General features: G+C 61.8%; 25 protein-coding genes and 1 other annotated feature. Of the genes, 15 read left to right on the forward strand and 10 right to left on the reverse strand.

The window, feature by feature from the left end; all coding sequences use genetic code 11:
* The first annotated feature begins 227 nt into the window (after positions 1 to 227).
* The 5 genes from QZS13_RS02470 to QZS13_RS02490 all read left to right on the forward strand — a co-directional run bounded on the left by QZS13_RS02470 (position 228) and on the right by QZS13_RS02490 (position 3,109).
* The gene (locus QZS13_RS02470; protein ID WP_295585077.1) at positions 228 to 464 is read left to right on the forward strand and encodes a helix-turn-helix domain-containing protein; all 237 of its coding nucleotides are present in this window, start codon (positions 228 to 230) and stop codon (positions 462 to 464) included.
* 111 nt (positions 465 to 575) lie between these two features.
* A complete protein-coding gene (locus QZS13_RS02475; RefSeq protein WP_295585079.1) occupies positions 576 to 920 on the forward strand; it encodes a cupin domain-containing protein in 345 nt (114 codons plus the stop codon).
* A gap of 106 nt (positions 921 to 1,026) precedes the next feature.
* On the forward strand, positions 1,027 to 1,515 hold the full coding sequence (locus QZS13_RS02480) for an RNA polymerase sigma factor (protein WP_295585081.1): 489 nt from the start codon (positions 1,027 to 1,029) through the stop codon (positions 1,513 to 1,515).
* A complete protein-coding gene (locus QZS13_RS02485) occupies positions 1,499 to 2,548 on the forward strand; it encodes a DUF4179 domain-containing protein (RefSeq protein WP_295585083.1) in 1,050 nt (349 codons plus the stop codon). The genes QZS13_RS02480 and QZS13_RS02485 overlap by 17 nt, the downstream gene beginning before the upstream one ends.
* Positions 2,549 to 2,623: 75 nt before the next feature.
* The gene (locus tag QZS13_RS02490; protein WP_295585085.1) at positions 2,624 to 3,109 is read left to right on the forward strand and encodes a MarR family winged helix-turn-helix transcriptional regulator; all 486 of its coding nucleotides are present in this window, start codon (positions 2,624 to 2,626) and stop codon (positions 3,107 to 3,109) included.
* A 29-nt stretch (positions 3,110 to 3,138) separates the two neighbouring features.
* On the opposite strand, the gene QZS13_RS02495 is transcribed toward QZS13_RS02490, so the two are convergent.
* From QZS13_RS02495 to QZS13_RS02505, 3 genes are read right to left on the reverse strand one after another with little or no spacing between them, the layout of a single operon-like run.
* Positions 3,139 to 3,408, reverse strand: coding sequence for a hypothetical protein (locus tag QZS13_RS02495; RefSeq protein WP_295585087.1), 270 nt, complete (start codon positions 3,406 to 3,408; stop codon positions 3,139 to 3,141).
* Between the two features lie 3 nt (positions 3,409 to 3,411).
* Complete coding sequence (gene mtnA / locus QZS13_RS02500) at positions 3,412 to 4,467, reverse strand: S-methyl-5-thioribose-1-phosphate isomerase (RefSeq protein WP_295585089.1); 1,056 nt, start codon at positions 4,465 to 4,467, stop codon at positions 3,412 to 3,414.
* Positions 4,468 to 4,481: 14 nt separating this feature from the next.
* Positions 4,482 to 5,003 carry a nitroreductase family protein gene (locus QZS13_RS02505; RefSeq protein ID WP_295585091.1) on the reverse strand — a complete coding sequence of 174 codons (522 nt, stop codon included), beginning with the start codon at positions 5,001 to 5,003 and terminating at the stop codon, positions 4,482 to 4,484.
* Positions 5,004 to 5,185: 182 nt separating this feature from the next.
* On the opposite strand from QZS13_RS02505, the gene spoIIID reads away from it, so the two are divergent.
* The 4 genes from spoIIID to QZS13_RS02525 all read left to right on the forward strand — a co-directional run bounded on the left by spoIIID (position 5,186) and on the right by QZS13_RS02525 (position 8,329).
* Entirely contained in the window at positions 5,186 to 5,434 is a 249-nt protein-coding gene (gene spoIIID / locus QZS13_RS02510) for a sporulation transcriptional regulator SpoIIID (protein ID WP_295585093.1), read from the forward strand.
* A gap of 44 nt (positions 5,435 to 5,478) precedes the next feature.
* Complete coding sequence (locus QZS13_RS02515; protein WP_295585095.1) at positions 5,479 to 5,730, forward strand: hypothetical protein; 252 nt, start codon at positions 5,479 to 5,481, stop codon at positions 5,728 to 5,730.
* A gap of 147 nt (positions 5,731 to 5,877) precedes the next feature.
* On the forward strand, positions 5,878 to 6,864 hold the full coding sequence (locus tag QZS13_RS02520; RefSeq protein ID WP_295585097.1) for an LCP family protein: 987 nt from the start codon (positions 5,878 to 5,880) through the stop codon (positions 6,862 to 6,864).
* A 37-nt stretch (positions 6,865 to 6,901) separates the two neighbouring features.
* Positions 6,902 to 8,329, forward strand: coding sequence for an S-layer homology domain-containing protein (locus QZS13_RS02525; protein WP_295585100.1), 1,428 nt, complete (start codon positions 6,902 to 6,904; stop codon positions 8,327 to 8,329).
* Between the two features lie 48 nt (positions 8,330 to 8,377).
* Here QZS13_RS02525 and QZS13_RS02530 read toward each other — a convergent pair whose 3' ends face one another.
* From QZS13_RS02530 to QZS13_RS02545, 4 genes are read right to left on the reverse strand one after another with little or no spacing between them, the layout of a single operon-like run.
* Complete coding sequence (locus QZS13_RS02530; protein WP_295585102.1) at positions 8,378 to 8,671, reverse strand: NifU family protein; 294 nt, start codon at positions 8,669 to 8,671, stop codon at positions 8,378 to 8,380.
* Complete coding sequence (locus QZS13_RS02535; protein WP_295585104.1) at positions 8,664 to 10,199, reverse strand: ATP-binding protein; 1,536 nt, start codon at positions 10,197 to 10,199, stop codon at positions 8,664 to 8,666. The genes QZS13_RS02530 and QZS13_RS02535 overlap by 8 nt, the downstream gene beginning before the upstream one ends.
* Before the next feature lie 13 nt (positions 10,200 to 10,212).
* The gene (locus tag QZS13_RS02540) at positions 10,213 to 11,580 is read right to left on the reverse strand and encodes a DUF2201 family putative metallopeptidase (protein WP_295585106.1); all 1,368 of its coding nucleotides are present in this window, start codon (positions 11,578 to 11,580) and stop codon (positions 10,213 to 10,215) included.
* Between the two features lie 25 nt (positions 11,581 to 11,605).
* A complete protein-coding gene (locus QZS13_RS02545; RefSeq protein ID WP_295585108.1) occupies positions 11,606 to 12,580 on the reverse strand; it encodes a hypothetical protein in 975 nt (324 codons plus the stop codon).
* A 157-nt stretch (positions 12,581 to 12,737) separates the two neighbouring features.
* On the opposite strand from QZS13_RS02545, the gene QZS13_RS02550 reads away from it, so the two are divergent.
* Genes QZS13_RS02550 through QZS13_RS02560 form a run of 3 tightly spaced genes read left to right on the forward strand, consistent with a single transcriptional unit; the run spans position 12,738 to position 14,560 of the window.
* A complete protein-coding gene (locus tag QZS13_RS02550; RefSeq protein WP_295585110.1) occupies positions 12,738 to 13,112 on the forward strand; it encodes a GntR family transcriptional regulator in 375 nt (124 codons plus the stop codon).
* 3 nt (positions 13,113 to 13,115) lie between these two features.
* The gene (locus QZS13_RS02555; protein WP_295585112.1) at positions 13,116 to 13,970 is read left to right on the forward strand and encodes an ABC transporter ATP-binding protein; all 855 of its coding nucleotides are present in this window, start codon (positions 13,116 to 13,118) and stop codon (positions 13,968 to 13,970) included.
* The gene (locus QZS13_RS02560) at positions 13,967 to 14,560 is read left to right on the forward strand and encodes an ABC-2 transporter permease (RefSeq protein ID WP_295585114.1); all 594 of its coding nucleotides are present in this window, start codon (positions 13,967 to 13,969) and stop codon (positions 14,558 to 14,560) included. The genes QZS13_RS02555 and QZS13_RS02560 overlap by 4 nt, the downstream gene beginning before the upstream one ends.
* A gap of 149 nt (positions 14,561 to 14,709) precedes the next feature.
* Here the strand turns inward: QZS13_RS02560 and QZS13_RS02565 are convergent, their stop codons facing one another.
* The 3 genes from QZS13_RS02565 to QZS13_RS02575 all read right to left on the reverse strand — a co-directional run bounded on the left by QZS13_RS02565 (position 14,710) and on the right by QZS13_RS02575 (position 19,240).
* Positions 14,710 to 16,323, reverse strand: a complete 1,614-nt coding sequence (locus tag QZS13_RS02565) for a putative manganese-dependent inorganic diphosphatase (protein ID WP_295585116.1) — start codon at positions 16,321 to 16,323, stop codon at positions 14,710 to 14,712.
* Positions 16,324 to 16,469: 146 nt separating this feature from the next.
* On the reverse strand, positions 16,470 to 17,543 hold the full coding sequence (locus tag QZS13_RS02570) for a Xaa-Pro peptidase family protein (RefSeq protein ID WP_295585118.1): 1,074 nt from the start codon (positions 17,541 to 17,543) through the stop codon (positions 16,470 to 16,472).
* A gap of 86 nt (positions 17,544 to 17,629) precedes the next feature.
* Positions 17,630 to 19,240 carry a CTP synthase gene (locus QZS13_RS02575; protein WP_295585120.1) on the reverse strand — a complete coding sequence of 537 codons (1,611 nt, stop codon included), beginning with the start codon at positions 19,238 to 19,240 and terminating at the stop codon, positions 17,630 to 17,632.
* 461 nt (positions 19,241 to 19,701) lie between these two features.
* Here QZS13_RS02575 and QZS13_RS02580 point away from each other — a divergent pair, with 461 nt between their 5' ends.
* The 3 genes from QZS13_RS02580 to QZS13_RS02590 all read left to right on the forward strand — a co-directional run bounded on the left by QZS13_RS02580 (position 19,702) and on the right by QZS13_RS02590 (position 22,552).
* Positions 19,702 to 20,685, forward strand: a complete 984-nt coding sequence (locus tag QZS13_RS02580; RefSeq protein WP_295585122.1) for an ABC transporter substrate-binding protein — start codon at positions 19,702 to 19,704, stop codon at positions 20,683 to 20,685.
* Positions 20,686 to 20,793: 108 nt separating this feature from the next.
* Positions 20,794 to 21,765, forward strand: coding sequence for an ABC transporter permease (locus QZS13_RS02585; RefSeq protein ID WP_295585124.1), 972 nt, complete (start codon positions 20,794 to 20,796; stop codon positions 21,763 to 21,765).
* A complete protein-coding gene (locus QZS13_RS02590; RefSeq protein WP_295585126.1) occupies positions 21,758 to 22,552 on the forward strand; it encodes an ABC transporter ATP-binding protein in 795 nt (264 codons plus the stop codon). Before QZS13_RS02585 ends, QZS13_RS02590 begins: the two co-directional genes overlap by 8 nt.
* A gap of 153 nt (positions 22,553 to 22,705) precedes the next feature.
* Positions 22,706 to 22,954: a binding site (T-box leader), on the forward strand.
* Positions 22,955 to 23,081: the final 127 nt, after the last annotated feature.

Raw genomic sequence — 23,081 nt, forward strand, 5'->3', positions numbered from 1 at the left:
ATTCGGTAGTAAGTGAAATTCGCCATTGTGTACAAAACCAGATTGTCTCTCTCCGTTGATATAGGGTGATTTTACACCCTGTGCCTGCACTTTACAATGGCGCGCTTTGTCCGGCGGAACCGGTTTTTTCCGAAGAATTTTCTTTTTCTTACATATATAAATCAATTATTGCACAGCCTTGTCTTATTATCAAATACAAAGCAGATTGGAGATGTGGAGCAATTTTTATGAAACGAAGTACCCCTTTATGTCGCCATATTGGCGGAAAAGTCCGCTATTTCCGAAAGGAACGGGGCATGACCCAGGAGGAGCTGGCCGCACGCCTGCAGACCCGGGGCTGCAACATCACCCGGGCCATGGTGGGGCACATCGAAACAGGCTACCGTACGGCCTCGGTATTTGAGATCGACATGCTGGTGGACGTGCTGGGGATTGACTACAACGCCCTGTTCGCCCGGGACTGAAAAAGCGCCGGCGGGACTGGACTTCCGCCGGCGCCTTTGATACAATAAACCTGTTTTATTTCCCCGCCGCCCGTTTGCCGGTGCGGCGGAGCAGCATCAAGGAGGTCTCCTATGTATACACTGTCTGAAAACTGCCCCCGCCGGGACGTCTGCGTGCAAAACGGCAAGGGGCTCATCCACATCAAGGACCTGACGGACGCGGAGGGCCTGTACGGACACGGCCGCATGTTCGCCCACGTGACCGTGGACCCCGGCTGCTCCATCGGCTATCACGACCATCAGCATGAGACGGAGTTCTATTACATCATCAAGGGCGAAGCCGTGTTCAACGACGACGGCAAGGAGGTCATCGTCCACCCCGGCGACATCTGCGCCACGGGATACGGCCAGCACCACGGGCTGGAAAACCGCACCGGCGAGCCGGTGGAGCTCATCGCTCTGATCGCCTGCGAATAACCTCAGCAAAAAGAACGGCACTGCCGTTCTTTTTTTTGCGCCCGTGAAAGGATTCTCCCCCCTGCGTCGTATCCTTTATGAGCGCGCTTCAAAGGAGCTGATCGATATGAACACCACGCAGCGGGCGGAATATCTGGCGCAGACCTACGCCGACGCCATTCTCCGCCTGAGCTATACCTATCTGAAAAACACCCACGACGCCCAGGATATCTGCCAGACGGTATTTGTCCGATTGCTGACGGAGCCCAGGAAGTTCGACAGTCCCGCCCACGAGCGGGCCTACATTTTGCGCATGGCAGCCAACGCCTGCAAGGACATTTTGAAAAGTCCCTGGCGCAGGCGCACCTGCTCCATGGAGGCCGCCGCAGACGCTGCGGCCCCGGAGATGCCCGACGGAGCCGTGCTGGAGGCGGTGAGCTCTCTGCCGCCCCACTACCGCTCGGTCATCTATCTCTACTACTACGAGGGCTACCAGGCCGGAGAGATCGCGCAGATCCTGGGAGTGCCCACCGCCACCGTTCACACCCGCCTGGCCCGTGGCCGGGCGAAACTGAAAACCATGCTGGGAGGTATGGAATATGAACCATCTGTCTGAATACCAGTCCGCCCTCAACACCCTGCACTTCACGCCCGAGCAGAAGGCCGATATTGCCCGCCGGGCCGCGGCCGCCGCAGCCGCCCCGGTCAAAAAGCCCCGCCATGTACTCCGCACCGCCCTCATTGCCGCCGCCATGGCCGCCATATTGGCAGCAGGAGCCGGAGCCGCCGGCGTGCTTCCCTCTCCCGTGGAGGTGCTCGCCCCCATCTTCGGCGGCAGCTCCGCCCAGACGGAGATCATCGATAAGATCGGCTATCCGGTGGACGCCGGTGATACCGACAGCGGCATCACCGTCACCGCCGACGCGGTCCTGGGCGATGCGTACAACGCCGCCGTTGTCTTCACGTTCCGCACCGACGACGGTTCCCCCATCCTGCCCGACGGAATCAGTGCCGAATCCCTGCTGGTCCGGGGCGGCGGCGCTTCCGTGGACATTCTCGGCGGCACCCACGGCGGCGCCTGGTTCGTGGATGAGACGCCGGGAGACGACACCGTGCAGATGGTGCAGACCATCAGCTCCGACCGCTCGCTGATCGGCGCCTCTGCCGACGCGGAGTTTGACGGGCTCTACCGCTGGGACGATGAGCAAGGCGAGGCCGTCCCCCTGGCGGACGGCCATTGGAAATTCCGCTTCAAACTGGGCTACGAGGACACCTCCGTCACGCTGGGCGGCGGGGAGACCTTTACCCAGAACGGCATGACCTTCACAGTGGACGCCGTGACCATTTCTCCGGTGGCTTTCAAGGTGGACTATACCGTGGACAGCCAGATGCCCCAGTCCGATTCCCCCAGCGGCCAGCTGAGCCAGGAGGACCAGCGGGCACAGCAGCGGTACTTTGAAAATGTGGAGATCCTGCTGGTCAAGACCGACGGCACCGTCATCGATCTGAGCCCCTCCGGCGGCAGCATCTCCCCCCAGGACGGCGTGACCGTCTGCTCCAAAAACGGTGTGTTCTCCCAGATTTTGCCCATGGAGGAGCTGGATTACATCAGCGTCGGCGGCATTCACTACGCGCTCAATGAGGCCTGAGGCCGTTTCTTCCGATTGACGAACCGCCCCGGAGCCTGCTATGATAAGGTGGAATCCATATGAGGAGGCACGCAGATGGACCCCACCAAACGTATGATCCGGAAGATCGACAGAGACGCCCAGTATTTTGTGGCCAAGGCGCTGGGGCACTCCTCCCTGAGCCTTTCCGACTATGACATGATTCACACGGTCAACCACAACCCGGGCATCACCCAGGAGGAGCTGCGGAAAAAATACAGTCAGGACAAGAGCACCATTGCCCGCAGGGCTGCCAAGCTGGAAAAAGAGGGGTACATTGTGCGCCGCCCCCACCCGGTGGACGGCCGGCGCAAGCAGCTCTTCATTACGGAAAAGGGCGCGCTGCTGCGGGACGCCAAGGTGGAGGCGGAGTCGTTCTTCTTCCAGTGGCTCACCGCCTCCCTGACGCCGGAGGAGCTGGGGCAGCTCTGTCCCCTGCTCGAGCGCATCCAGGCCCGCAGCCGGGAGGAGCGGCAGGCCCAATTCCGAACTCTGCTGGCGCTGTATGCCTCCTCCCATTCGTCCAAAGAACCGGAGAAATAAAAAAGCGGGAACTTTCGTTCCCGCTTTTTTTATGTGGTTTTTCCCAGAAGCTCCTCCGCCTGGGCCTGGTCCTCCGGCCGGACGGAGACATAATAGATTCGCCGGTCGATCCAGCCGTTAGGGCCATAGTTGCGCCGGTCGATCTTGGCGCCGCAGCCGCAGATGGGCATTTCACTTTCATAGGAGCCGGACTCCATGATCTTGATGCCGGCAGCCTTCAGTTTTTCCCGGGCGGCCTTCCAGGCGGCCTTGTCCCCCTGGACCCGATAGGCCACCACCCGTTTGCCGAACAGGGCCATCACTCACTCCTTTTCAAAGAGCGCCGCCAAAGACCGGTTGAAAGGCGGACGGCAGATGCCCTTTTCCGTGATGATGGCGGTAATGAGGTCGTGGTCCGTCACATCAAAGGCGGGGTTGTAGCACTTGACGCCCTCCGGCGCCATGGGCTTTGCATACCAGAGGGAACGGATCTCCTCCGGGTCCCGCAGCTCAATGGGAATGTGGGCGCCGTCGGGGCAGTCCATGTCAATGGTGGAGGTGGGCCCCAGCACATAGAAGGGGATGCCGTAGTGCCGGGCCAGAATGGCCACGCCGCTGGTACCGATCTTGTTGGCCGTGTCGCCGTTGGCGGCCACCCGGTCACAGCCTACGAAGCAGGCCTGCACCCACCCGTTTTTCATGACGATGGAGGCCATGTTGTCACAGATGAGGGTCACGTCCACGCCGCCCTTTTGCAGCTCGTAGCTGGTTAGGCGCGCGCCCTGAAGCAGGGGCCGGGTCTCGTCGGCGAACACGCGGATCTTCTTCCCCTCCTCCGCCGCCATCAGCAGCGCCCCCTGGGCGGTGCCGTAGCGGGAAGTTGCCAGAGGGCCGGCGTTGCAGTGGGTCAGCACGCCGTCGCCGTCTTTGATGAGGCTGGCGCCGTAACGGGAGATGGCCGTGCACATGGCGATGTCCTCTTCCTGGATGGCCGCCGCCCGCGCATACAGTGCATCCAGCACCGCCGCCCGGCCCTCCGCCCGGTGGAGTCGGGCAGTGTCCAGCATGGAGCGGATGGCCCAGCTGAGGTTCACCGCCGTGGGGCGGGAACTGTTGAGATACGTCCCCAGCTCCTCCAGGCCCTTCCAGAACGCCTCTTCTTCCTCCGGCAGCGCCCGGGCCATGGCGTACATGCCGTAGGCGGCGCAGATGCCGATGGCCGGGGCGCCCCGCACCCGCAGGAGCTTGATGGCGTCGTATACGTCCTCTGCCGTCTCCAGGCGCAGCTCCCGCTCTTCACCCGGCAGCAGCGTCTGGTCGATGATGTACAGGGCCTCCTGCGTCTTGTCGTAGCGAATGTTTCGCACAGGTACGTTCATGGGTTGTCCTCCGTTTACACTTTTACGATAAAGCCCTCTTTCCGGGGCTTGGGGGCGGGCACATCTCCGTCGATGTAGCCCAGGATGCAGTTGCCCACACCCCGCAGCGTCTCCGGCAGTCCCCACTTGCGCAGCAGGGCCTTGCCCTCCGGCATGTCAAAAAGCTCCATGGCCCGGTTGATCCAGCAAGAGCCGACGCCCAGGGACCACGCCGCCGTCATCAGATTGCCCATGACCAGCGAGCCGTCCTGGAGCCAGTTGACCTGCTCCCCGTCCGCCAGCACGACCACCACCGTGGGCGCGCCGTAGAAGGGATCCGCGCCGGGATTTCCCTGGATCCGGGCGTTGAGTCCGGACATATAGGCGATGGTCTCCGGGTCCTGCACCACCACCATCACCGCTGTCTGAAGCCCCTTGCCGGAGGCGGCCCAGGTGCCCGCGTCCAGAATGGCGTCCAGCTCCTCAGGCTTGATCTGCTCCTTTTGATAGCGGCGGATGCTGCGCCGCTCACGCAATACCCGCAGAGTCTCGTTCATAAAGATTCCCGCCTTTCTTGATTGGTTTTCTTTTTTATTGTACCACGCCGCCGCCGTCCGGGAAAGAGGGTTTGCGTCCTGCGGCGCAAATTCCCCCAGCGCCGGCCGCTCAGCGGTTTTGGCGCATATGTTCCGCTTCGGGCGCATAGGATGGAGCAACAAGAGGCGGGGAGTGTTGTGCTTTGAAGGGAAACATGGAGGAGCGGGCGGAACGCCTGGCGCAGTACATGATCGAAAACCGGACCACCGTCCGCGCCGCCGCGCAGAAGTTCGGCATCAGCAAGTCCACGGTCCACAAGGACATTTCCGAGCGCCTGCCCCAGTTCAACCGGGCGCTCTACAATCAGGTCAAGGAAATTTTGGAAGTCAACAAGGCCCAGCGCCATATCCGGGGCGGTATCGCCACCCGAAAAAAGTATCGCGGCGCCTGAGCGATGCATACACTGCGGTGAAAGCCTGAACTGGAGGAATGATTATGGCAAACTGTTCCCACGGCCGCGGGCGCGCTGCCCGGACCGCAGCGTCCCAGCCGGTGCCGGTGGTCCCCACCACGCCGGAGCCGCCGGTGCGCCGGTGGCCCCATCCGGTGGAATGCCCCCCGGTCTCCCGGGACGCGGGCCCCACGCTCCACTACATACGCTGCGCCCTCTCTTATCAAAATCAGCTGCTGGCGGATATCAAGGCTCTGCTCCAGCAGCTGGCCGCAGCGCAGGACGAGGCTCCGTAATGGATGGCGTGCCCTCCGGCACGCCATTTTCCTCTTGTTTTTTTGGACAGGCCGCTTTATAATAATGTAACATTATGTAAATCGCTGGTCCAATCGGTTCCAGCCCATCACCGCGGCCGCCGGCCGTGTCTACAAGGAGTATTTCTTATGGCCAAGCGACGCCGCCGGCGCAGTTGGAGCCGGACTTTGCTGCTCGTTGTCTTTGTGTTTGCCGCCGTGTATGCCGGTGTACACTGTCTGTTCAGCGCCCCGGAGATCCATGCACAGGATTCCTCCCAGGAGGCGCAGGTTCTCTCGGAGCAGACCGATTCCGAAGAATCCGCCGCTGCTGCAGCCCTTGCGGCCCACACAGAGCGCAAGGACAATTTTTACACCATTCTGGTCTCCGGCGTGGATGACGGCAACGGCGGCAGCGACACCAACATTCTGCTGGCCGTGGACGCGGGAAGCGGCAAGATCCACGGCGTCAGCATCCCCCGGGACACCAAGGCCATCGTCAACGGGAAAGCCCACAAGATCAACTTCGCCTACAACAGCGGCGGTGCAGCCCTGCTGGCCCAGACCATCTCCGATCAGCTGGGGATTCCCGTGGACTTTACGGTCACCGTGGACCTGAGCGGCTTTATCGCCCTGGTGGACGCCATCGGCGGCGTGGACTTCTATGTGCCCATCAACATGAATTATGACGACCCGGTTCAGAATCTGTCCATCCACTTCAGCAAGGGGATGCAGCACCTGAGCGGCCAGGAGGCCATGGAGGTGGTGCGGTTCCGCCACAACAACGACGGCACCGGTTACGGCAGCGAGGACATCGGCCGTATGAATACCCAGCAGGAGTTTTTGAAGACCGTGGCAGCCCAGACGCTCACGCTCTCCAATCTGGACAAGGCCGGTACCTTTGCCAAGATTTTTCAGCAGTACGTGGATACGGACCTGACGCTGGGGAACCTGGCGTGGCTGGGCAAGGAGGCCATCACCATGGGCGCGGAAAACATCTCGTTTTCCATCCTGCCCGGAGAGTGGAAATCTCCCTATATTTATCTGGACCAGGAGGCTGTGCTCTCCCTGGTCAACGAATCCCTGAATCCGTATGTGGAAGACCGGGTCATGGAGGATCTGAACATTCCGTCCTGAACCGGGTTTTTTCCACCGCCGACCAGGAGGTGCTGTCATGAAAAAAAGATTTCTCTCCCTGCTGCTGGCGCTGAGTCTGCTGCTGACGGCCCCCGTCCTGGCAGCCCAAGCCGCTCCGGAGCGGATCAAAACCTATTCCGGCCAGTTTTCCGATGTTTCCGTGGGCTCCACGTTTTATGAAAACGTGGCAGCCCTCTATGAGTACGGCCTGACTGTGGGCAAGGCCGACGGCACCTTTGGCCCTCAGGACTCCGTCACCGTGGGCCAGGCGGTCATCTTCGCCGCCCGTGCCCGCAGCCTGTATCTGACCGGTGACCCGGAGCAGGGCGCTTCCGGCTTTGCCGCCTCCGGGCAGGCGGCCTATGCACCCTATCTGCGCTACCTCCAGTCCCAGGGCGTGCTGGCCGATGAACTGACCGGTACCTACACCTCCGCCGCCACCCGGGCCCAGGTGGCCCACATTCTGGCAGGTACCCTGCCGGAGGGAACCCTGCCGCTCATCAATGACGCGGCGGTAACCCAGGGGTACGCCTCCCGCCGCTATGTGACGGACGTAACGGAGTACACTCCCTACTACCGGGACATTCTCTACCTCTACCGCACGGGGCTTTCCCAGGGCAGCGGCAGTGACGCCGCTTTCTCTCCGTCCTCGGCCATTACCCGGGGTGCCCTGGCCGCCATGCTCACACGGCTGGTGGACCCATCGCTGCGGATCACCCTCTCCTGGGACACTGGCAGCGCCTATCCCTCCGCCGCCGGAACCACCCTGGCGAGTCTCGTGCCCGCAGGTACCTATGTGGCCACGCCTTCCACCCGGGATGAGCTGGAACAATCCGTACGCTACATGCTCTCCTCCGGGAAAAACACGCTGACGCTCCGCTACGACAATCTGACCGCCATCCGGGCCCGGCAGATCATGGAGGAAGCGCTGTCCATTGTCAAAACCTACTGTGAGCAGTGCTACAACACCGCCTCTTGTACCTACACCGCCGAGGGTGCTCTGACCCTGACCTTCTCCGCCGCCAGTGCCGGAGAGAACCTGAGCTCCTACCGATCCCAGGCCATGGCCGCCGCCATTGCCGTTCACGATCAGCTGTGGAAGGAGGGTGCCATCAATGCCCGCATGACGGAGTGGGAGAAGGCCCGGGTCTACTACACCTGGATCTGCGACAACTGCGTCTACGATTACAGCGCCTCGGACACCTCCCTCAGCCACATCGCCTACAATCTCTTCGTCAACGGCGCGGCGGTATGTGACGGCTATACCGGCGCCTACAATCTGCTCTTGAAGCTGGAGGGTATCTCCTGTACGGCCCTTTCCAACAGCGATCACATCTGGACTGTGGCTGTGCTGGACGGTACCCAGGTGCACATCGACACCACCTGGGGCGACAGCGGCAGCACCGTCAACTACGACTACTTCGCCATGACGCCCACTCAGTCCTGGAGCCTGCACTCCTGGTAAAAACATCAAAAAAGAGCGCCCACCCGGTCGGGTGGGCGCTCTTTTTTCTTACAGGTGATGGTCCCGCAGCAGCCGCTTGGCCTGCTCCCACAGCTCATCGCTGACGGTCTGCACCACCGCCACCTTCTGCACAATCTCGGGCAGCGCCTTCACCAGCTCCGCCTCCACCAGTGTCTCGTTGGTCAAATCGGCGGAGGGGCAGCCGGCACACTGGCCCAGCAGTTTCACGTACAGCACACCATTTTCCAGATGGTCGATCTGAATCTCCCCTCCGTGGGCGTGCAGAGCAGGGCGCACCCGCTCATCCAAGACTTTTTCAATGCGTTGCAGCGCTTCATTCATGGTGGGCTTCCTCCTCTTTTTTCTCCGTCATAGCAGCGGCGATCTCGGAACGGATCTGCCGGCGGCGGTCATCAAACAGCAGCTCCCGGTTGTGGCGGAAGTAGGCGTCACAGCCGAAGTTCTCCACAAACCAGCTGGTATCGTATCCGGCGGTGATCTCCGTAACGAAGATCACCAGCTCCTGGCTCTGGCCCAGAGCCTCTTCCAAAAAGCGGAAAGCGTTGTCAAAGTACCCACCGCACAGCGTGCCCAGCTGCTCCCGGCGGTCCACCTCTTCGGAAAACCAGCCCCGCACCAGATCCATGGCCGTCTCTTTGTTTTCCGGTGCCTGGGTCAAAAGCCGGGTCTGGTATGTCTCCAGAATATGAATCTCCCGCTGCCCCAGGTCCCGCTCCTCCTTTTGCAGCTGTCCGGCCTCTCCGGCCAGGCGGAGCTTCTCCCGCCGCTTCCAGAGGAGCTGGTCCAAAATGGCCCCGGCGTCCGCCTGGGGCAGCTTGTCCCGCAGCTCCGTCAGTGCGGCGTGAAGCCGCTCGGTCAGCGTGTCCTGGCGCCGGATGTCCCCCGCCGCCTCGCTGAGGCGGGAGAGCACCAGTCCCAGCACGGAGAGCTTTTCATCAAAGGGCGCCGCCCGCAGCTCCGAGGCCGTAACCGCGTGCCACGTGCCCTCCAGGATGGCATCCACATGGTAGGTCTTTTGATATTTGTTGTACAGCTCCAGATATCCGGCAAAATCCCGTGCTACCTGAGGCAGCTGGATATACTGGCCCACCACGTCCCGGTCCGCCGTGAGTCCCAGCTTCTCATAGGCGTACAGCAGCTCGCTCAGGTCCTCCCAGCCCCGGGCGGTGGCAAAGCGGATGCCGTCCACCGTGTTCTCGATCCGGTAGAAGTTCTCCTTCTTGATGTCCAGGTACGAGATGACGGCCCCGTGGAGTCCCTTCCGCCGGGCGTACTCCTTCCAGACACCGAAGTCTTCCTCCACATCAATGCGCTTGACCCGGTCCAGCGTCACCACGTCGAAGTCCCGGACGGACTTGTTGTACTCCGGAGGGTTGCCTGCCGCCACAATGAGCCACCCTTCCGGCAGCTTCTGATTGCCGAAGGTCTTGCACTGGAGGAATTGCAGCATCATGGGCGCCAGTGTCTCGGAGACGCAGTTGATCTCGTCGAGAAACAAGATGCCCTCCTTGAGCCCCGTGCGCTCCATAAGCTGGTAGACGGAGGAGAGGATCTCGCTCATGGTGTACTCGGTGACGGAGTACTCCCGTCCGCCGTAGGTGCGCTTTTCAATAAAGGGCAGTCCCACGGCGCTCTGGCGGGTGTGGTGGGTGATGGTGTAGGCCACCAGTCCCACGCCGGTCTCAGCGGCGATCTGCTCCATGATCTGGGTCTTGCCGATGCCCGGAGGGCCCATCAGCAGCACGGGCCGCTGGCGGATGGAGGGAATAAGGTAATTGCCCAGGGCGTCCCGGGTCAGATACGCCCGCAGCGTGTTGGTAATCTCCTGCTTTGCCTGTTTGATATTCATACTTGATTGCTCCTTACAGCTGGGGCAGCTCGTCCCAGTCGATCTCATCGGGATATTCCTCCGCCGCCTGTGATGCAGCCCGCTCCAGGTCCGGCAGCGGCAGCACCAGCCGGATGGCCCAGGGGGGCATCTTCACGCTCATGGGCGGCTCCTCCAGCATCACAAAGGCCGTCTCCCAGGACGGACGCTTCTGGGGATAAATGCCCATGCCATCGGTGAAGTACACCATGCCCCGCAGGCCCGACAGCTCTCCCTGCCGCCGCAGCTGCTCCACGTGCTCGAACACCGGCCGGAAATCCGTGGCGCTGCCGCCGGAGAGCTGGAAGTGCTCCATGTACTCTTTCAGCTGGCGAAGATCGTGAATGGGCGTGTCAGAGCGGATCTGGTCATCACACTGGATGATGCGGATGTTCACCTTGCGGGTGAACGTGGACGTGGAGCGCAAAATGGCGTAGGTACAGCTCAAAAAAGTCCGCACCAGTTCGCCGGAGGTAGACATGGAGGTGTCCACCGCAATGACGAAGTCCTCGATGCGCTTTTCCTCCTTAGTCTCCGGCGGCTCCACCAGGGGCATGTTGCCATAGAGGGACAATCCGTAGGTGTAGAAGATGTAGTCGAAAGCATCGCCGTCCACCCCCAGTACCTCCCGGGGAGCCGCAAACCGGCGCAGAAACGCCCGGTAATCCACATCGTCCCGGACTGCCACGCTGACCTGTTCCAGCACCGCCCCGCCGCCGGTGCTCTGGCCCGCCAGCACAGTCTCCATGCCGGTACGGGTCCGCTCAGAGCGGCCCTTCCACTGCTCGTCCTGCTGCTCCCGCCGCTCCTTGTCCTGCTGGCGCTCCGGGTCCCACAGCCCGTGGTCGTCCACCAAAAACACCCGCTCCAGCCGGGCCAGCTCATACTCCTCCGGCCGCCGGCGCAGCAAGTGGCGGTAAATTCCCTCGGCGGTGAGCACCTTCATCTCCCGGCGGCACTCGCCGTAAAACTTCTCCTTGGCCGGCACCATGCCCCGGCCCAGACAGGGGTAGTCCAGCCCGTCCAGAATGCTCTCCACCGCCGCGTCACAGCTCAGGTCCCACAGCCGTGCATCCCGGCCCCGCTTTTTCAGGATATGGCGCAGCATACAGTGCAGCACCACGTGCAGATACGCCCGGTTGGTCCCCTCCCGGCCCCGCAGGTACCGCTCCGCCAGGTAGGAGGCATTATAGTAGAGGGTCTCCCCGTCGGTAGCCAGGGACAGTGTCACGCCCTCGCCCGGCTCCGGTACCAGCGCGCACAGCGCCACGTCCAGATAGGGAAGGCTCATATACAGCTCGTTTCGGGTGACCTGAAGGATCTCCAGGCCAATGGCGTCCAGATCTTTCTTATGCTCTTCCACAGGCCTGATGCCTCCTCTCCTGTCATCAAAGGTCAAACCGTTTTTTTGCCGCCGGCGCCCGACGGCGCCGCTGCTCCAGCAGCAACGCCACCGCCTCCGTCTGGCCCGCCTGCCGGGCCGCCTCACAGCTCTGGGCCAGCGCGTCCGTCGTCAGCTCCACCGTCCGCAGCAAAAAGGCCAGGCCGTCCAGATCCCGCTGCTCCAAAAGCCACGCGGCAGCCTGGGTGCCGTGGGATCGCAGATAGTCCGTGTAGGCGTCCCGGGCCTTCGTCTCCAGTTCCGCCGGATACCGCAGGCGCCACCAGGCCAGCTGCAGCGCCGTGTCCGTCTCGTGCTCCATGGCCAGGTACGATCCCCACAGGTCATCATAGTCCTTCAGCCGCAGGGTCTTCTGCCGGAAGCAGTAGTGGTAGGGATACCCGGCGCCGTAGATATTGTAGTCAAAGTGGTGGGCCGGACAGTTTTCCTCGTAGACCTCCAGATACTCCGGGAAGATCAGCCGTGCGGTGGGCTTCCCCGGCGTCTCGATGGTCACGTCCAGCTCCCGGCTCAGCTCGTCGGCAAAGTACGCCAGGGACTCCCCCTGCCGCTCTCCCATCCGGGTGATGTGGAAGCGGTGCAGGGAGCGGCAGTTCATCAGCACGCCGCCGCCCCAGAAGGTGATGCCGTCATGGAGCCGCAGCGTCTCCAGGGCATCGCAGTTCAAAAAGGCGTAATCGTCCACCCGCCGGAGCGTCCGGGGCAGGGACAGCTCCCGCAGTCCCCGGTTGTCCCACCCCGTCTCTGGGGTCAGGCCGCAGGTGACCAGCACTGTCTCTCCCTCGCCGTCCCGGTCGCCGGGGGCCAGGGCGTGACGATCCAGCGCCGTCACCGGAAGCCCCAGCAGCGTTTCCGGCAGCACGGCGGAGGCGTCGCAGGTCACCGCCCGGACCACCGTGATCCCGTCGCCCTGCCGGCGAACGGTGAGCTTCCAGTTGCTCACTCCGCTGACCGTTTCCATCGCTGTGCCTCCCTTTCTTTGAATCCACAGCAGTATACCATAACTTTTCCCCCATTCCTAGTTGCAATGCCCACAAAAATTTTTCGCGCCAGGGTCTTGACTTGACTGTACATACTGTGTATATTGTATATGTACAGTACGAACAGGAGGAGCTGCCATGGAGCTCATTATCCGAAACACTACCAACCAACCCATCTACGAACAGATTTTTGACCAGATCAAAGCCCAGATTCTCGCCGGGACCTTGCACCCCGGGGACGCACTGCCCTCCATCCGGGCGCTGGCCAAGGATCTCAAGATCTCCGTTATCACCACCAAGCGGGCCTACGACGAGCTGGAAGCCGCCGGGCTCATCAACACGGTGGCCGGCAAGGGCTGCTTTGTGGCGGAGAAAAATCTGGAGCTGGTGCGGGAACAGCAGCGTCTGGAGCTGGAGGGCCATCTGCGGGCGGCTTTGCATCTGGCAGAAAGCTGCGGACTCACCGCCCAGGAGCTTGCATCACTGCTGCAAACACTGGCACAGGAGGAATGAGCCATGAATGCCATTGAACTCAAGCACATTCAAAAATCCTTCGGCACCTTCGCCATCCGGGACCTGAGTCTGGCGGTCCCCCAGGGCACCATCTGCGGCCTGGTAGGCGAAAACGGCGCTGGAAAATCCACCACTATCCGCCTTTTGATGGGTGCCCTCCGTCCCGACAGCGGCTCCGCCGCCGTGCTGGGCACAGATGTGGCCTCCCCCGCCTTCCGGGACACCAAGGAGGACATCGGCGTCGTTATGGACGAGGCCTACTTTCCCGAGGTGCTCAGCGCCCGGCACATGGGCGCGGTCATGGCCAGGACCTATCGCCGCTGGAATGCGGAACAGTACCAGCAGTTCCTCCGTCGGTTCGATCTGCCGGAAAAGAAGCTCTTCAAGGACTACTCCCGGGGCATGCGGATGAAGCTGGCCATTGCCGTGGCCCTCTCCCACGACCCGAAGCTGCTGGTGCTGGACGAGGCCACCGCAGGCCTGGACCCCATCGTCCGGGACGAAGTGGTATCCTTGTTCAACGACTTTACCCGGGATGAGACCCACTCGGTCCTCATTTCCTCCCATATTCTCTCCGACCTGGAGAAACTGTGCGACTACATTGCCTTTCTGCATCAGGGCAAGCTTCTTTTCTGTGCGGAAAAGGACGCTCTGCTGTCCGACTACGCCCTCTTCACCGGCACCGCCGCCCAGGCCGACGACCTGGACCCGGAGGCCGTGGTGGGCCGGGAGGAAAACGGCTACGGCGGAGCCCGGTGCCTGGTTCGGCGCTGCGCTGTGCCTGCCACACTGACGCTGGAGCGTCCCACAGTGGAAGATATCATTCTCTTTATGGTGAAAGGTGGGAAAAAGGCATGAAGGCATTGCTGCTGAAGGATTTTTACGTGCTGTGGAAGCAGATGCGGATCTTCTTGCTGCTGATCGTGGTATTCTCCGCGCTTCCCGGCGGATACAGCGCCATATTCGCCGTCACCTACGCCGCCCTGCTACCCTACTCCTGCGTGGCCTATGACGAGCGGAGCAAGTGGGATCAGCTGGCAGCCATGCTGCCCTACACCGTCCAGGATCTGGTACTCAGCCGGTACGTGCTGGGCTGGATCGCCGCACTGGGCACCGGCATGCTGTCCCTGCTGGTCCAGGCGCTCTTCTCCCTGGCGCTCCACCGGGGCTTCTATCCCAGCGTCACCGTGGCCGCGTTTTTCGCCTGCCTCGTCACTCTGGCTGTCACCATGCCGCTGATCTTCCGCTTCGGCGTGGAACGGGGCCGACTCATCATGTTCCTGATTATTTTCCTGGTGTGCGGCTCCGCCGGCGCCCTCAGCGGCATCGCGGAAGATGTCTCCGGTGCGCTGCCCGCTCCGGTCTGGGCCATCGCGCCGGTAGCCCTGGTGCTGACGGCCCTGTCCGTTCCCCTTTCCATGCGATGGTATGTCCGCCGGTATCAGTGAGGTGAATGATGGAAAACAACACTCCCCGCCCGGAGCTGTCCGCCGAGGATCTGGCGGCGCTACTGGAGCTGCTGGGCAAGGCCCTTTTGTCCTGAATACGCACGAACCCCCGGAGGTACAATTGACCTCCGGGGGTTTTGTTTCGTCTCTTAGCCCCACAGGGCGGAGAGCATGGGGATGACCTGCTTTTTCCGGGACATGATATGGGGCAAAAACGCCGTATTGTCCTCGGCTTTGATGTTGAAGGCCTGGCAGATGGCCTCCTCATCGCCTACGAACAAAAGCTGGCTGCCCTCCAGCAGCACGTCGGTAATCATCAGCACCACCGTATTGAGTCCCCGGCTCTGGCGGATCTTCCGCATGGCGCCCAGGAACTCGTCCTTGCGGGCCATGAGCCGGTCGGAGTCCATGCAGGTGATCTGGCTGACAGCCAGGTCGTGTCCGGCAATGTGGAACTCCTTGTAGTCCGTATTCAGCATGGCCTCCACAGTCTTTTCATCTCCGCAGGTAGCAGAGAAAATGGCCTTGCCCAGCTCGTCCAGGGAGACGTTGGCAATGCGGGCCATGCGGTTGGCAATGTCGATATCCCGCTTGGTACAGGTGGGGGACTTGAACATGACCGTGTCGGAGACGATGGCCGCAGCCATGAGGCCAGCCATCTTGGCCGTGGGCATGAGGCCCTTTTCCTGATACATGTCCGCCACAATGGTGGTGGTGCTGCCCACGGGCTCGTTGCGCACATAGATGGGGTTTTTCGTCTCGATGTCCGCGAGGCGGTGGTGATCCACAATCTCCAGGATCTCCGCCTGCTCCAGACCCCGGACAGACTGGGCCTTTTCATTGTGGTCCATGAGAATGACCCGCTTGCGCCGGGGACGCAGCAGATGGAACCGGGCCAGGGTGCCCACCACCCGCTCCTCTTCATCCAGAATGGGGTAGGCACGGAAGCGGCTTTCCAGCACGGCGTTCTGCACGTCGTCAATGTAATCGTCCAGGTGGAAATACACCAAGTCCTTGCTCTTGCAGATGCGCTCGATGGGCAGGGCATGGCAGATCAGGCGCACCGCGCGGTAGGCATCGTAAGGGGTGGAGATGATGCACGTCTCCGTGTGCATCTCCAAAAGCTCCCGGTCCACCTCCGCCTGGCAGACGATGACGCAGTTGACGTTCAGCTCCAGCGCCCGGCGGATCATGTCCGGCTGGTCGCCGCAGATGACGATGCTGTTGGGATCGGAGAACACCAGGTTCTCCCGGCCGGCCGGCAGCGCCACGGTAATCTCACCGGAGACCACTTCCTTGAGCTGCATGTCCTCGTTGAGGATTTTGCCCTCCAGCACGGACAGCAGGTTGTAGACCGGCACCTCGCCCACCTGAGGGTTGCGGACGGAGGTCATATCGTAGTTGGCCACGTCGCCGGCGGAGAGCATGCCGTACAGCGTGCCGTCCTCGTTGGCCACGGGGATAACCGAGATCTTGTTGGCCTGCATGGTCTGCCAGGCCCGGGAGATGGTGGCCGCCGCGGACAGCGTGGGCGGCGTATCGTAGTCTAGGTCCCGCACCTGGGTGCGCAGATCGCTGATCATCTGGGGTGCCTGGAACCCGAACCGGTCCAGCACCGCCTGGGTCTCGTCACTGACCTGGCCCAACCGGGCAGGCTTGTAGTTCCGGTCACCCAGGGCGTTTTTCAGCGCCGCATACGCCATGGAGGACACGATGGAGTCCGTGTCCGGGTTGCGGTGACCGGTGATGTAAATAGTATCCATACTCTGCGATTCTCCTTCAACAGGCTTCTTATATTTTGATTATGCTGCCCCGCCGCCGCTTTGTCAACGGCCGCAGGCGGGGAAAGTCCGGCGCGGAAACGATTACTTCTCCGCCTGTCCGGAATTTTTTTCCCGGAGTGCCCGTCTCAGAGAATGAGCAGTTCCTTGGGGGCCTGCGTCAGGTTCACGCAGCCCTCCTCCGTCAGGGCGATCACGTCCTCAATCCGCACGCCCATCCGGCCGGGCAGATAGATCCCCGGCTCCGCGGAGATCACTGCACCGGCAGGCAGGGGCTTGTCGTTTCCGGGGGTGGCGTTGGGGGCTTCGTGGATCTCCACGCCCACGCCGTGGCCGAAGCTGTGGCCGAAATACGGCCCGTAGCCGGCCTCATCGATCACCGACCGGGCTGCGCCGTCCACTTCCCGGCCGGTGGCACCGGCACGGGCTGCGGCGATGCCGGCCCTTTGGGCCGAGAGTACCGTCTCATACACCCGGCGCATCTCCTCGTCTGCGGCGCCCACCGCCACGGTGCGAGTCATGTCGGAGCAGTAGCCGTGATATACACAGCCGAAGTCCATCGTGACAAACTCACCCCGCGCAATGGTCTTTTCCGACGGTACGCCGTGGGGCAGGCTTCCGTTGGGGCCGGAGACCACGATGGGATCAAAGGACATGTCCTCCGCGCCGAAGTGGAGCATCAGGTACTGGAGCCGGGCGGCGATCTCCTTTTCGGTGACGCCGGGGCGGATCTCCCCCAGAATTTCCTCCAGCGCCCGCTCGGCGATGCGCTGGGCCTGCTCCATCACTGCAAGCTCCTCTGGACTCTTCACGCTGCGCAGCTGCCACAAAAGCTCCGTGGCCGGCACCAGCTCACAGGAGAGTGCCTTGGCGTAAAAGCCATGGTCCCGGACGGTCATATAGGCGTCGTCAAAGCCCAGGCGGGCAATGCCCTCACCCTTGACCACCTCTTCTATCAGCGCACTGTACCCCCGGCCCGGACGCACCTCGTCAATTTTTGCGTCCCGGACGGCGCGGCCCGCCGCCTCAATGTAGCGGGAGTCCGTGAAATACCAGGCACCGCTGCGGGTCACCAGCGCTGCGCCATCCGTCCCGGCAGAGTGAAATCCGGAGGCGTAAAACCGGTTGGCCTCCTCCGTCAGCAGGATTCCGTCCAGGTTATGCCGCTCCAGCTGGGCGGCGATCTGTGCAAAATGGTTCATGATACGCCTTCCTTTTCGTTTTGTGATGGAACTGCCCATCTGCCGCAGGCGGCAACCGCCCCGTTTGGGCAGAGCCGTCCCGACGGTTACTGCTGTCCTGCCTGGCGTTTCAGTGCCGCCTCCACAAAGCCGTAAAACAGCGGATGTGCGTGGTCGGGACGGCTCTTGAACTCCGGGTGGAACTGGGCGCCCACGAACCAGGGGTGGTCCGGCAGCTCCACCACTTCCACCAGATGACCGTTGGGGGACAGGCCCGCCAGCACCATGCCGGCCTGCTCCATCTGGGAGCGGTAGTCGTTGTTGAATTCAAAACGATGGCGGTGCCGCTCGGAAATCTCCGCCGTACCGTACAGGGCGCGGCTGCGTGTGCCCTCAGAGAGCACACAGGGATAGCGGCCCAGACGCATGGTGCCGCCCTTTTCCGTCACATTCACCTGATCGGGCATCAGCGCGATGACCGGATGATGGGTCGTGGCGGAGAACTCTGCGGAGTCCGCGTCCTCCCAGCCCAGCACATCCCGGGCAAATTCCACCACGGCCATCTGCATGCCCAGGCAGATGCCAAGATAGGGCACACCGTTTTCCCGGGCGTACTGACAGGCCAGGATCATGCCCTCCACGCCCCGGTCGCCAAAGCCGCCAGGCACCAGCACGCCGGATACGCCGCTCAGCACCTGGGCCACGTTCTCCTTGGTCAGCGTCTCGGAGTCCACCCAGAGGATGTCCACCACCGCGTCGTTGGCGGTACCCGCATGGTGCAGCGCCTCCACCACGGAGAGATATGCGTCATGAAGCTGGGTGTACTTGCCCACCAGGGCAATGGTGACCTTCTTGCTGGCACTCTTCTCCCGCTTGACCATGGCGCTCCACTCCCGCAGGTCCGGCTGGTGGGTGATGAGCCCCAGCTTGCGGCACACCACCTCGTCCAGGCCCTCCTTGGCCAGCAGCAGCGGCACCTCATAGAGGGTCTGGGCCGTGGCGTTCTGGATGACGCACTCCGGCTCCACATTGCAGAACAGGGCAATCTTGCGGCGGATGTCCTCCGTCAGCGGCGCATCACACCGGCACACCAGCACATCCGGCTGGATGCCCAGGGACAAAAGCTCCTTGACCGAGTGCTGGGTGGGCTTGCTCTTGAGCTCTCCGGAGCCGGGAATCTCCACCACCAGCGGCACATGGATGAACGCCACATCGCCCCGGGGCCGCTCTGCCGCCACCTGGCGGATGGCCTCCAGGAAGGGCTGGGACTCAATGTCGCCCACCGTGCCGCCGATCTCGCAGATGACCACATCCACGTCGTCGCCGGCCATGGCATAGATCCGACTTTTGATCTCGTTGGTGATGTGGGGGATGATCTGCACCGTGGCGCCCAGGTAGTCGCCCCGGCGCTCCCGGTTCAGAACCGACCAGTAGATCTTGCCAGAGGACACGGAGCTGTTGCCGGTCAGGTCCTCATCCACAAACCGCTCATAGTGACCCAGGTCCAGGTCCGTCTCCGCGCCGTCGTCGGTGACGAATACCTCGCCGTGCTGATAGGGACTCATGGTACCCGGGTCCACATTGATATAGGGATCCAGCTTCTGGTTGCGCACGCGGACGCCCCGCTGCTTCAAAAGCCGGCCCAGCGACGCCGCGCAGATTCCCTTGCCCAGTCCGGACACCACGCCGCCTGTGACAAATACATATTTGGTTGCCATACACACACCCTGCCTTTCTGCCTTATCCTGCCCCGTTTCAGGGGACTGTACGCCCCGCACGCACAAAACCGGCAAATCTTTCCCAAATAAAAAGCACCGCCGGATCCGTCAGCGGCTAAAAGTCCCTGTTGCTTTCGGGACTTTCAGCTGCGATCCGCGGTGTCGCCTGATGTTCGATTGTCGCCGATGCGGCCCACGCCGCAAACCGCTGCCAAAGCGTTTCCAAAATACTTTCCAACTATAGCACGCTGCCCTGAAAAAGTCAACGGCGCTGCTTTGAACAGTTTGTGCATTGGAGGAAGCCGATTTTGTAAAAAATGACGGTTGACTTTACCCCTTTAAAGCTGTATGTTGTAAAAGTAACATGGGATGATTGGAAGCATCCCATCCTCCGCCCGCGGGGAGGCCGTCGGCACCCCCGGTTCCGGTGGGAACGATGCAATGAAAAGGAGAGCTCTGCCATGAAAAAGAAATTGCTTGCTTTGACCCTGGCGGGTGTGATGACCCTTGGCCTGGCCGCCTGCGGCAGCACGGAAGAAACCCAAGAGCCCGCCGCCTCCGGCGACGGCACCTATACCATTGGTATTTGCCAGCTGGTCCAGCACGACGCGCTGGATGCCGCAACCCAGGGCTTTATGGACGCAGTCAAGGAGGGCCTGGGCGAAGAGAACGTCCACTTCCTGGAGCAGAACGCCGCCAACGACCCTGCGGCCTGCTCCTCCATCTGCGGCCAGTTTGTCTCTGAGGGCGTAGATCTGATCCTGGCCAACGCCACCCCGGCTCTGCAGGCCGCCGTGGCCGCCACCGGCTCTATTCCCATTCTGGGCACCTCCGTCACCGAGTACGGCGTGGCCCTGGACATTGACGATTTTGACGGCACCGTGGGCGGCAACGTCTCCGGCACCTCCGACCTGGCGCCTCTGGACCAACAGGCCGCCATGGTCAAGGAGCTGTTCCCCAACGCCAAGACCGTGGGACTGCTGTACTGCTCCGGCGAGGCCAACAGCCAGTATCAGGTGGACACCGTCAAGGGCTACCTGGAGGATCTGGGCTACACCTGCGAGCTCTACAGCTTCGTGGACTCCAACGACGTCACCTCTGTCACCAAGACCGCCTGCGACAACAGCGATGTGATCTACATCCCCACCGACAATACCGCCGCCTCCAATGCCGAGGCCATCAACAACGTGGCTCAGCCCGCCGGCGTTCCCATTGTGGCCGGTGAGGAAGGCATCTGTGCCGGCTGCGGCGTGGCGACGCTGTCCATCAGCTATTATGACCTGGGTGTGGCTACCGGCAAGATGGCCGTGCGCATTCTCAAGGACGGCGAGGACATCTCCACCATGGCCATTGAGTACGCCCCCGAGTTCACCAAGAAGTATAATGTGGACCTGGCGGACGCTCTGGGCGTGGCCATTCCCGATGACTACGTGGCCATCAGCTGATTTCAACACTTCTTTGCAAAAATCCGCGGGAGAGGGCTTCCCTTTCCCGCGGCTTTCTGCAAACCGGACGGTTTGCAGTACCCAAGGTAAAATTGGAGGAACGCAACCATGCTAGACTTCTCAAACCTGATTTCCAGCCTGCCCGGCGGCGTGGCCCAGGGGCTGATCTGGGGCATTATGGCCATCGGCGTGTATCTTACCTACAAAATTCTGGACATTGCCGACCTGACCGTGGACGGGACCATGTCCACCGGCGGCGCCGTGTGCGTCATGATGGTCCTGAGCGGACACAGTATGCCCGCGGCACTGGCAGCCGCCTTCCTGGCCGGAATGGCCGCCGGCTTCATCACCGGCTTTTTGCACACGGTCATGGGCATCCAGGCACTGCTGGCCGGCATATTGACCCAGCTCTCCCTCTACACCATCAACCTCAAGATCCTGGGCTGGGGCTCCGGTGCCGGCAAGGCCAATCAGGCCATCAGCGTGGACAAGTACGACCTGGTGGTCTCCTCCCGCTATCTTTTTGACGGGAACTATCCCTGGTACAAAAGCCCCATTTTGTGGGGTGCCGTGTTCTGCCTGGTGATCATTCTGGTGCTCTACTGGTTTTTCGGCACGGAGCTGGGCTGCTCCATCCGCGCCACCGGTGCCAACCCCAACATGAGCCGGGCCCAGGGCATCAACGTGGACTTCAACAAGGTCCTGGGATTGATGATTTCCAACGGTCTGGTAGCGCTGTCCTCCGGTCTGCTGGCGCAGTATCAGGGCTTCATCGACATCAACTCCGGCCGCGGCGCCATCGTCATCGGTCTTGCCGCCGTTATCATCGGTGAGGTGCTCTTCTCCAAGATCTTCCGCAACTTTGGACTGAAGCTGGCCGCCGTGGTGCTGGGCGCCATCATTTACTACCTGGTCATGCAGGTGGTGCTGTGGCTGCGGGTGGACTCCGACATGCTCAAGCTCCTGACCGCCGTGGTGGTGGCCGTGTTCCTGGCCGTTCCCTATCTCAAGGACAAGTACAGCCGCCCCCGTGCTCCGGCCGCGGCCCAGGCAGTCAAAGGAGGCGACCAAAATGCTTGAACTGAAGAATGTCTGGAAGGTGTTCAACGCGGGCACCGTCAACGAAAAGCAGGCCCTCCGGGGCGTGGATCTGACCTTGAACGACGGTGATTTCGTCACGGTCATCGGCGGCAACGGCGCCGGAAAATCCACCATGCTCAACGCCGTGGCCGGTACCTACGGCGTGGACGCGGGCTCCATCGTGATTGACGGCACCGACGTCACCCGTCTGCCGGAGTACAAGCGAGCCTCTCTGATCGGGCGGGTATTCCAGGACCCCATGCTGGGCACCGCCCCCACCATGCAGATCGAGGAGAACATGGCCTTGGCAGCCCGCCGGGGTCAGCGCCGGGGCTTGGGCTGGGGCATCACCCGCGCGGAGCGGGAGGAGTACCGCCATCTTTTGGAGCGGCTGGACCTGGGTCTGGAGGACCGCCTCACCAGCAAGGTGGGACTGCTCTCCGGCGGCCAGCGGCAGGCGCTGACGCTTCTGATGGCCTCCATGAAAAAGCCCAAGCTGCTGCTGCTGGACGAACACACCGCCGCCCTGGACCCCAAGACCGCCGCCAAGGTGCTCTCCCTCTCCGATCAGATCGTGGCGGAAAACCATTTGACCACCATGATGGTCACCCACAACATGCGGGACGCCATTGCCCACGGCAACCGGCTTATTATGATGTATGACGGCCGGATCGTCATTGACGTGGCCGGTGAAGAGAAGAAGAAACTCACCGTGCCCGACCTGCTGGCCCTGTTCAGCAAGGTCAGCGGCAGCGACGAGGCAGACGACAAGCTGCTTCTCTCCTGAACGCCCAGCCGCGCTCCCGGAGTCCTCTCCGGGAGCGCGGTTTCCACCCGCTGACGCCGCAGGCGGTACGGCATGAAATGGGCAAGCCCAAATTTATGCAAATTGGTGGTTGACAACCGTCCGCCTCATGCGTATAATACAGATAATTTCAAATTCAAACCTGTGAGCAAGAAGAGTAACCGGTTCCGGTCACCTTTCAGAGAGCTGCGGATGGTGGGATCGCGGCAGAGAACGTTCCGGTGAATGGACTTGCGAGGGCAGAGCGAACAGCCATCGGCTCAGTAGCCTCTGACGGGGTCCGCACCCGTTACCAGGGCGGCACGGATGATTGTCCGTGGAACGAGCGGGCGCATTACGCGTCAACTTGGGTGGTACCGCAGGATCAGAAGTCTTGTCCCAAATCTGGGACGGGGCTTTTTTTATTGCCCGGAAAGGAGCGTCTTTATGAAAGAAAATACCCGGCGATGGCGCCTTGGAGCTTTGGTTTTTCCCCGCTGACACAGCAAATTTTGTGAATTAAAGGAGAATT

It is taken from the genome of uncultured Oscillibacter sp. (assembly GCF_900546705.1).
Classification (GTDB): domain Bacteria; phylum Bacillota; class Clostridia; order Oscillospirales; family Oscillospiraceae; genus Oscillibacter.